Source organism: Telluria antibiotica (assembly GCF_011682055.1).
GTDB classification, from domain to species: Bacteria; Pseudomonadota; Gammaproteobacteria; order Burkholderiales; family Burkholderiaceae_D; genus Telluria; species Telluria antibiotica.
This window is the reverse complement of the sequence record NZ_JAAQOM010000004.1, coordinates 389,738-398,369: the sequence shown is the minus strand read 5'-3', so window position 1 is coordinate 398,369 and position 8,632 is coordinate 389,738. Positions and strand designations below refer to the sequence as shown.

Below are 8,632 nucleotides of genomic sequence, written 5' to 3'. Positions count from 1 at the left end.
GCCAAACCAGCAGCGAGCCGCGCGCTCTCAACGCTTCGTTGTATTCCTTCCAGTTGGTCGTTCGGTATTTCGGTTTGGCTGGTGCACTCATCCCGTCAGTTTACCCGTGGCCCAGCTTGGCCGCCGCGGGGACGGATTTGTGCAACAAAGCCGCTACAGTACACAAGAGCCGACTGGAGAATTATTCAGTTGATAGTTATCTGTTTCATGGTCCGGCTTGATCTTTGATCTAATTGGTCCAGATAAAGAATGTTTGAAAAAAATGTCGATTGAGACGCAACCGTTCTTTTCAACAAACTTTTTTCACGACACGTCAGACGTAGAGTCACTTAACTATGCCCACGGAAATCTGACCATTATTGTGGCGTGCTCGCGAATCAATGGGATTGTTCGGGGACTCAAGGTCCACTTCACAAGGCCATCGGGATTTCGTCTGCTCGATGAATCGGACTTGACGCGTTATTGGGTGTCGGACGGATTTGCGCGTGGAAGCTATGTGCTGGAAGTAAAGCAGGGAGGGTGGTCGACGGAAGAGGATACGCTTGAAACTTTTGAGCGGGTGCGCCGGGAATGGCTGGTCGTTTCCGGCAATGCCTGTGTCAGCGTGTTTTGTTCGTGCGCACCGGACGTCACGGACGTCTCGTGGGAATGGGGTGACGAGTCGGACTAAAAACGCGTGACGAGGACCACAATGGCCGCGCACCGGTCATTGAATCCGCTACACTGCCAGGATATTCCGGTTTCACCACCACAGCGGGAGCCGCAATGGATATCCAACCGAACGCGCGCACGACCGTGTGGCAACGAGCCGCACCGGCACTGTTGATGATGATCCTGGCGCCCACGTTCACCGAGCTGCTGCTCGGCGGAACGCGCCTGTCCACCTTGATCGCGTTCCCGCCCGTGCTGCTGATGGAGATCCTGGTCTGGGGCGGCGGCGCCGTCCTGCTGCGGGGCCTCGCGCGCAAGCTGAAGCTCGGTTGGAGCAGCCTGCTGTTGTTCGCCCTCGCGCTGGCCGTCGCCGAGGAATTCGTGATCCAGCAGACGAGCCTCGCGCCGCTCGTCATCCAGATCAAGGGCGTGGAGTGGGGCCGCGCCGGCGGCATCAATTACGTCTACGCGCTCTGGGCGCTCGTCTACGAAGCGGCATGGGTCGTACTGTTCCCCACGCTGGTCGCCGAACTGGTTTTCCCGGACCGGCGCGACGGGACCTGGCTCAGCACGCCGATGGCCGTCGTCCTCGCGATCCTGTTCGTACTGGGCGCCATCATGGCGTGGTTCGCGTGGACACACATCGCCCGGGTCAAGACGTTCCATCTGCCGCTGTACAACCCGACCCGTGTCGAGCTGGGGGCGGGCATCGCGGTCATCGTGGGTTTGATCGCCTGGGGCATCCAATTCCCGCCGGCGTTCGGCCGCGCCTGGCGTCCGGCCAGCCCGGCGGTCGTCGCAGGGCTCGGCGGCCTGTGGGGCGTGTTGTGGTTCCTGCTCGCGGTTCTCGCCTTCGGCATCGCCCCTCAGCTTTCCGCGCCCGCCGTATTCGCGGCCGGCGCCGCCGTGTTGCTCATCGTCGTGCTCGTGCTGCCGCGCTGGACGTCGCACGCGGCATGGTCGCAGCGCCATTCGTACTTCTTGTTCGCCGGCGCCTTGACGGGCGCGATGTTGATCAGCTTCCTCGGCTTCCGCGACGCGGCACGCGAGGACATCGTGTTCAAGCTGGTGACCAACGCGATCGCATTGCTGCTGATGTTTTTTCTTGGTCGTAGAAAGACCGCAGTCCCGCACACACAGGAGGAAACATGCCCAAATTCGTGACGATCGGTTACGGCGACCGCGCCGGTTACGACCGGACCAGCCTCGAGGTCCGCAACGCGGCCCACGCCAACGATGCGGAGCTGAAGCGGCGCGGCGCGTTGATCGGCATCGCGGGCGCACCCGTCCAGGTCCGCAATCCGGAAGCGCGCGGCGTCGAGACGGAGAACGGGCCGTTCATGTCGGCACCGCTGCCCGTCGCCGGGTTCGCGATCATCGAAGCGGCCGACATGGCGGAGGCGATCCGGCTCGTGTCGACATCGCCCTGCGCGGTTGCGCATGGCACGATCGAAGTCTGGCCGTTGCAGGAGTGACGCTGCTCCGCGCCGTTCGATTGGCGCGACAGATTCACACTTGATGATGTAGTTTGACTACCGATCTGAATGATGGCCTTTTGGTGAAATTGCAGTAAGTATATGATTTACATGCATATTTAAATAAATCGCGCATTTTTGCGCCGATTGTCACGGCGTGTCTCATCCTGTATATTGCGTAAAAATTACCAAAGGGACACCCATGACCATTCCATCGCACGACAAGAATCCGTGGTGGCGCGAAGCCATCATCTACCAGGTCTATCCGCGCAGCTACCTCGATACGAATGGCGACGGCGTGGGTGACCTTCCCGGCATCACCGCCAAGCTGGATTACATCGCCAGCCTCGGCGTGGACATCGTCTGGCTGTCGCCGTTCTTCAAGTCGCCGATGAAGGACTTCGGCTACGACATCGCGGACTACTGCGACGTCGACCCGCTGTTCGGCACCCTCGCGGATTTCGACGCGCTCGTCGCGCGTGCGCACGCGCTGGGCCTGAAGATCATGATCGACCAGGTGATGGCGCACACGGCGGAGAACCACCCGTGGTTCGTCGAAAGCCGGTCGAACCGCGACAACCCGAAAGCCGACTGGTACGTGTGGTCCGATCCGCTCCCGGACGGTAATCCGCCCAACAACTGGCTGTCCGTGTTCGGCGGCTCGGCGTGGCAGTGGGACAGCCGCCGCAAGCAGTACTACATGCACAACTTCCTCGTCAGCCAGCCGCAGCTCAACTTCCACAATCCGCAGGTGCAGCAGGCGCACCTGGATTCGCTGCGCTTCTGGCTCGAGCGCGGCGTCGACGGCGTGCGCATGGACGCCTGCAACTTCCACTTCCACGATCGCACGCTGCAAAGCAATCCGCCCGCGCTGGTGCGCGACACGTCAACCGTCACGGACGTGAACCCGTACGGCATGCAGGCCCACATCCACGACAAGACCCAGCCCGAGAACATCGCGTTCCTGCAAAAGCTGCGCAAGCTGCTGGACGAATACGGCGCCGTCGCCATCGGCGAGGTTGGCGCGGACGATTCGCTCGCGGTCATGGCCGATTACACGTCGGGTGGCGACAAGCTGCACATGGCCTACAGCTTCAACCTCCTGACGCCGCAGTTCTCCAGCCGCCACATCCGCCGCCAGGTCGAGGAATTCAATGCGCGCGTGAAGGATGGCTGGGCGTCGTGGTCGGTCGGTAACCACGATTCGATCCGCGTCGCGACGCGTTGGTCGAGCGGCGAACGGACCCCGGCGCTGTCAAAACTGGTGCTGGCGCTGCAGCTGTCGCTGAAAGGCACGCCCTGCCTGTACCAGGGCGACGAGCTGGCGCTGCCGGAAGCGGACGTCCCGTACGAACTCCTGCAGGACCCGTACGGCATCACGTTCTGGCCCGAGTTCAAGGGCCGCGACGGCTGCCGCACGCCGATGCCGTGGACGAACGACGCGCCGCACGCCGGCTTCACCACGGGCACGCCGTGGCTGCCCGTGCCGCCGGAGCACGTGGCACTGGCCGAGGAAGGCCAGGACAAGGACCCGCATTCCACGTTGAACTTCGCGCGCACGATCATCCATTGGCGCCGCACGCAGCCGGCGCTGACGCGCGGCGACATCGTGTTCTTCGACGTGCCCGAGCAGGCGCTCGCGCTGCGTCGCGATGCCGAGGGCACCCCGTCCGTGCTGGCCGTATTCAACGTGACCGATGCGGACCTGACGTTCGACTGGCCTGAAGCGGCCGGCGCGACGAAGCTGGAAGGCCACGGCCTGCAGGGCGACGTGAACGGCACGACCGTCACGCTGCCGCCATACGGCGGCTGGTTCGGTACAATCGCGTAATGGAAGAACAACCCGACAACACCCGCACCGCGTTCGCCGACGGTGCGCGCCTTCTGGCCGACATCGGCGCCACGCACGCGCGCTTTGCGCTGCAGACGGCGCCGGGCACCTACCGCTCCGTGCGCGTGCTGAAGTGCGACGACTTTTCGGGCATCGTCCCGATGCTGCGCTTCTACCTGGACGAACACGCGGACGCGCGCCTGCACCACGGCGCGCTGGCGCTCGCGAACCCCGTCGACGGCGACTACGTCCGGATGACGAACCGGCCCTGGGAATTTTCGACGGACGCCGTGCGGCGCGAGCTCGGTCTCGACACGCTGTTGATCGTCAACGACTTCACGGCGCTGGCGATGGCGATCCCGGGCCTGAAAGAATCGGACCTGATGCAGGTGGGCCCAGGCAAACCCGTGCCGGGCGCCGTGCTGGGCGTGCTGGGGCCGGGCACGGGTCTGGGCGTCTCGGGCGGTATCCCGACCGTCGACGGCTTCGTCACGCTCGGCAGCGAAGGCGGCCACGTGAACTTCGCGCCCAGCGACGAGCGCGAGTTCGCGATCCTGAAGACGGCGTGGCGCGAATGGAGCCACGTGTCGAACGAGCGCCTGATCTCCGGCCCCGGCATGGAGATCATCTTTCGCGCGCTCGCGGAACGCAACGGCGTCGACACGCCGCCGCGCACGTCGGCCGAGATCATCACGGGCGCGCTCGAGGGCAACGACCCGCTGTGCCTCGAAGTGCTGGAATGCTTCTGCGGCATGCTGGGCGGCGCCGCGGCGAACCTCGCGGTGACGCTGGGCGCGTTCGGCGGCATCTTCATCGGCGGCGGCATCGTGCCGCGCCTGGGCGAGTGGTTCAAGACGTCGCCGTTCCGCACGCGCTTCGAAGCGAAGGGCCGTTTTTCCAGCTACCTGTCCGACATCCCGACGTACGTGATCTCGACGCCGCACGTGGCGTTCGACGGCGTCGCGAACATCCTGTCCGAACACCTGCGCGGCCGCAGCGGCGGCAACACGCTGATGGACCGCATCCACAAGCTGCGGCCGGAACTGACGCCGGCCGAGCAGCGCGTGGCGGCCCTCGTGCTGGAGCAGCCGCGCCTCGTGCTGAACGAGCCGATCGCCGGCATCGCGAAGCTCGCGGACGTGAGCCAGCCGACCGTGATCCGCTTCTGCCGCTCGCTCGGCTTCCTGGGCCTCGCCGACTTCAAGCTGAAGTTCGCGAGCAGCCTGACGGGCTCGATCCCCGTGCGCCACAGCCAGGTGCGCGGCAGCGACAGCACGCACGACCTGTCCGCGAAGGTCATCGACAACACGATCTCCGCGATCCTGCAGTTCCGCGACCAGCTGGACGTGCGCGCCATCGACCGTGCGATCGAACTGGTAAGCCGCGCCAAGCGCGTGGAGTTCTACGCGATGGGGAATTCGCGCGTGGTGGCGCTGGACGGCCAGCACAAGTTCTTCCGCTTCCGCATCCCGACGGCGCTGTACGGCGACTCGCACCTGTTCAAGCTGGCGGCCGAATTGCTGGGGCCGGGCGACGTCGTCGTCGCCATCTCGAATTCGGGCCGCCTGCCGGACCTGTTGTCGGCCGTGGAGGCGGCACGCGCGGCCGGTGCCGACGTCATCGCCATCTGCAACAGCCAGTCGCCGCTGGCGCGCCGCGCGGACGTGCTGCTCGCCGTCGATCACGCGGAGGACAGCACGCATTTCCTCGCGATGATCTCGCGGATTTTGCAGCTGCTCCTCATCGACATCATGGCGGTCGGCATCTCCGTCGACGTGCATCATGCGCGGGCGTTGCCGCCGGCGGCGGTGGAAGGTGAAGGGGAGGGGCGCAGGGCGCTCATCTCTCACCTGGACAGCTAAGGTACCGATGCCGACGTAGGGTGGGCACCCTGTGCCCACGCGAACGTTTGCAGCAGGTTAGCGTTACGCGTGGGCTCGGGGAGCCCACGCTACGAATTAACGATGTGATTCAATTTTCGGTAAGAGCGCTGCAAGAATCCCCAGCAACGGCAGAAACGCCGCAATCCGATACACCGTCTCGATGCCCGCCACATCGGCAATCTGCCCCATGGCCGCGGCGCCGATGCCGCTGAAGCCGAACATCAGCCCGAAGAAGATCCCCGCGACCATGCCGACCTTGCCCGGCACGAGCTCCTGCGCGAACACGACGATCGCGGAAAACGCGGACGACATCACGAGCCCGATCACCACGGACAGCACACCCGTCCAGAACAGGTCCGCATACGGCAGCGCCAAGGTGAACGGCGCGGCGCCGAGGATCGACACCCAGATCACGCGCTTGCGGCCGATGCGGTCGCCGATCGGCCCGCCGGCGAACGTGCCGACGGCGACGGCCGCAAGGAACGCGAACAGGTACAACTGCGCCGTGCCGACGGGGACCCGGAATTTCTCGATCAGGTAGAACGTGTAATAGCTCGACAAGGTCGACATGTAGACGTATTTCGAGAACACGAGCAGCGCCAGCACGACGAGCGCACGCATGGCCGTCGCACGCGGCAGCAAGGGGCCGGCATGCGCGGCGGCGCGGCGCGTGGACGTCTGCAGGTGCCCGGCATACCAGCGCGCCACGCCCACGAGCACCGCTACGGCCGCGAGGATGAACAGCATGAACCAGGCGATGCGGCCCTGGCCGCGCCCGACGATGATGGCGGCCGCGAGCAGCGGGCCGAACGCGGAACCGAGGTTGCCGCCGACCTGGAACAGCGATTGCGCGAAGCCGAACCGGCCGCCGGATGCGAGCCGCGCCACGCGCGACGCTTCCGGGTGGAAGGTCGACGAACCGACGCCGATCATGGCGGCGGCCAGCAGCAGCATGCCGAAGCTGGCGGCGACGGACAGCAGGCCGACGCCGGCCAGCGTGACGCACATCCCGGCCGGCAGCAGGAAGGGCAGGGGGCGCTTGTCGGTGTAAAGGCCGATCCACGGCTGCAGCAGCGACGCGGTGCACTGGAACGTCAGCGTGATCAGGCCGACCTGCGTGAAGCTGAGCGAAAACTGGTCCTTCAACAGCGGATAGATCGACGGCAGGACGGCCTGCACGCAATCGTTCAGCAGGTGCACGAAGGCGACGGAAAACAGGATCTGCAGGACGGTCCCGGGCGCGGCGCTGGCCGGCCCGGCCGCGCCTGCAACGGGCGAGCTTGGCGTGGTCATGGTGGCTTTCTCGATGAATGGCAGGCCAGTGTAATATGTGCAATTCGAACGCATATTCCATCTTTCGTCGCCCAAGTGACACTCACGCCATCGCCCCGCTACCGCCAGAAATTCCGCCAGCTGCCGCGCAGCGTGACGGCCATGCCGTCCCTCGTGCCGCACGGCGAACTCGTCGAGGCCCACAGCCATCCGTGGGTGCAGCTGCTGTACGCGAGCGAAGGCGTGATGCGGGTGCGCACGGAGCTGGGCGTGTGGATCATCCCGCCGCGCCGCGCCCTGCTGATCGCGCCCGGCGTCGTGCACGAGCTGACGATGCTCAGCCGCGTCAACATGCGGGCGCTGTACATCGAGGCGGACGCGGCGGACGGCCTCGTCGACGGCTGCCGGGTGCTGGAAGTGAGTCCGCTGCTGCGCGAGCTGATCCTGGCGTTGTCGCTGGAACCCGTCGACTATCCGCCCGGCGGGCGCGGCGAGGCGCTGGCGCGGCTGATCCTGTCGGAGCTGGCGGCGATGGAGACGGTGCCCATCGCCGTGCCGTGGCCGCGCGACCGCCGCCTGCAGGCCCTGTGCGGGGACATCATGGCGAATCCGGGCAACCTGCGCCGGCTCGACGACTACGCGCTCGACGCGGGTGCCAGCGCGCGCACGCTGATCCGGCTATTCCCCCGCGAGACGGGGTTGCACTATCGCCAGTGGGTCCAGCAGGTGCACCTGGCGCACGCGTTCGAGATGCTGGCGCGCGGCGAGAGCGTGGGCAACGCGGCGCAGGCGCTGGGCTATGCCAGCCCGAGTGCGTTCACGAGCATGTTCCGCAAGCTGCTGGGCAAGACGCCGCAGCACTATCTGGCGGAGTGGCGCGCGCAGCGCTGAAAGGGAGGATGAGAGGCGCCGCCGACCGGGGGAGGAGTGACGCCACCGGTCACGCGAATGCGCGGTGACGCAGCACAGTCAGCGGCAGCGTCCACGATAGACGCGTTGTAGGGTCGCCGTTTTGTCGTCGGTCAACCGGACTTCAGTTCGACGTTGCGGATGTTGCGCCGCCATTCGGCCAGCGATTGCACGGTGTCGTTGTCGAGGTCTTCGACGAGGATCTCGTCGCCCTCGTGCGCCACGAGGAAGCTGGCGCGGCGGTGCACGTTCTGCTTGCGGTCTTCGACGAAGCTCAGCTGGTAATACGCCTTGCCGCCGATGACGCGCGGGGTCGGATCGTCTTCGATGACGGCGCCGTGGGCCGTGCCGTGCGAGCGCTTTTCGATTTGTTCCGACCAGGTCTTCAGCTCCGGCAGCGCCATCAGGGTGGCGATTGCCTGCTCGCGCGTGCGCGCGGGCGCGGCCGGCGCCTGGACGGCGGCAGGCTTCGGCGCCGGCGCCGGTTTCTCGCCCTTGCAGGCGGCGAGCGCGCCCAGGGCGAACAGGGTGGCGCTCAGCAGGCGGATCGGACGTGCGGACATGGCGGCTCGATGGGGAGAAAGAACCAGTCTAAACCAACTGGTGTCACC

The 8,632-nt window shown here is 65.8% G+C and carries 9 protein-coding genes; 7 read left to right on the top strand and 2 right to left on the bottom strand.

Annotated features, from left to right (window positions below; genetic code table 11):
• From HAV22_RS30805 to glk, 6 genes are all read left to right on the top strand, one after another.
• A partial coding sequence (locus HAV22_RS30805; RefSeq protein ID WP_208296131.1) for a hypothetical protein occupies positions 1 to 221 on the top strand: 221 nt, incomplete at its 5' end.
• A gap of 41 nt (positions 222 to 262) precedes the next feature.
• Complete coding sequence (locus HAV22_RS09395; protein ID WP_166858769.1) at positions 263 to 670, top strand: hypothetical protein; 408 nt, start codon at positions 263 to 265, stop codon at positions 668 to 670.
• 95 nt (positions 671 to 765) lie between these two features.
• The gene (locus HAV22_RS09390) at positions 766 to 1,815 is read left to right on the top strand and encodes a hypothetical protein (protein ID WP_166858767.1); all 1,050 of its coding nucleotides are present in this window, start codon (positions 766 to 768) and stop codon (positions 1,813 to 1,815) included.
• Positions 1,800 to 2,126, top strand: a complete 327-nt coding sequence (locus HAV22_RS09385; protein WP_166858765.1) for a YciI family protein — start codon at positions 1,800 to 1,802, stop codon at positions 2,124 to 2,126. Before HAV22_RS09390 ends, HAV22_RS09385 begins: the two co-directional genes overlap by 16 nt.
• Before the next feature lie 202 nt (positions 2,127 to 2,328).
• The gene (locus HAV22_RS09380) at positions 2,329 to 3,957 is read left to right on the top strand and encodes an alpha-amylase family glycosyl hydrolase (RefSeq protein ID WP_166858763.1); all 1,629 of its coding nucleotides are present in this window, start codon (positions 2,329 to 2,331) and stop codon (positions 3,955 to 3,957) included.
• Complete coding sequence (glk, locus tag HAV22_RS09375; RefSeq protein ID WP_166858761.1) at positions 3,957 to 5,819, top strand: glucokinase; 1,863 nt, start codon at positions 3,957 to 3,959, stop codon at positions 5,817 to 5,819. The genes HAV22_RS09380 and glk overlap by 1 nt, the downstream gene beginning before the upstream one ends.
• 96 nt (positions 5,820 to 5,915) lie before the next feature.
• On the opposite strand, the gene HAV22_RS09370 is transcribed toward glk, so the two are convergent.
• Positions 5,916 to 7,133, bottom strand: a complete 1,218-nt coding sequence (locus tag HAV22_RS09370; protein ID WP_166858759.1) for an MFS transporter — start codon at positions 7,131 to 7,133, stop codon at positions 5,916 to 5,918.
• Positions 7,134 to 7,274: 141 nt separating this feature from the next.
• On the opposite strand from HAV22_RS09370, the gene HAV22_RS09365 reads away from it, so the two are divergent.
• Positions 7,275 to 8,003, top strand: coding sequence for an AraC family transcriptional regulator (locus tag HAV22_RS09365; RefSeq protein ID WP_166858831.1), 729 nt, complete (start codon positions 7,275 to 7,277; stop codon positions 8,001 to 8,003).
• Between the two features lie 131 nt (positions 8,004 to 8,134).
• On the opposite strand, the gene HAV22_RS09360 is transcribed toward HAV22_RS09365, so the two are convergent.
• Positions 8,135 to 8,584: a hypothetical protein gene (locus HAV22_RS09360; RefSeq protein WP_208296122.1), complete on the bottom strand. Its 450-nt coding sequence runs from the start codon at positions 8,582 to 8,584 to the stop codon at positions 8,135 to 8,137.
• Between the last annotated feature and the right edge of the window lie 48 nt (positions 8,585 to 8,632).

Coding starts and splice junctions, on each gene's coding strand:
- HAV22_RS09385 (WP_166858765.1), top strand. CDS start 1,800: ATGCCCAAATTCGTGACGATCGGTTACGGCGACCGCGCCGGTTACGAC.
- HAV22_RS09370 (WP_166858759.1), bottom strand. CDS start 7,133: ATGACCACGCCAAGCTCGCCCGTTGCAGGCGCGGCCGGGCCGGCCAGC.
- HAV22_RS09360 (WP_208296122.1), bottom strand. CDS start 8,584: ATGTCCGCACGTCCGATCCGCCTGCTGAGCGCCACCCTGTTCGCCCTG.
- HAV22_RS09395 (WP_166858769.1), top strand. CDS start 263: ATGTCGATTGAGACGCAACCGTTCTTTTCAACAAACTTTTTTCACGAC.
- glk (WP_166858761.1), top strand. CDS start 3,957: ATGGAAGAACAACCCGACAACACCCGCACCGCGTTCGCCGACGGTGCG.
- HAV22_RS09390 (WP_166858767.1), top strand. CDS start 766: ATGGATATCCAACCGAACGCGCGCACGACCGTGTGGCAACGAGCCGCA.
- HAV22_RS09380 (WP_166858763.1), top strand. CDS start 2,329: ATGACCATTCCATCGCACGACAAGAATCCGTGGTGGCGCGAAGCCATC.
- HAV22_RS09365 (WP_166858831.1), top strand. CDS start 7,275: ATGCCGTCCCTCGTGCCGCACGGCGAACTCGTCGAGGCCCACAGCCAT.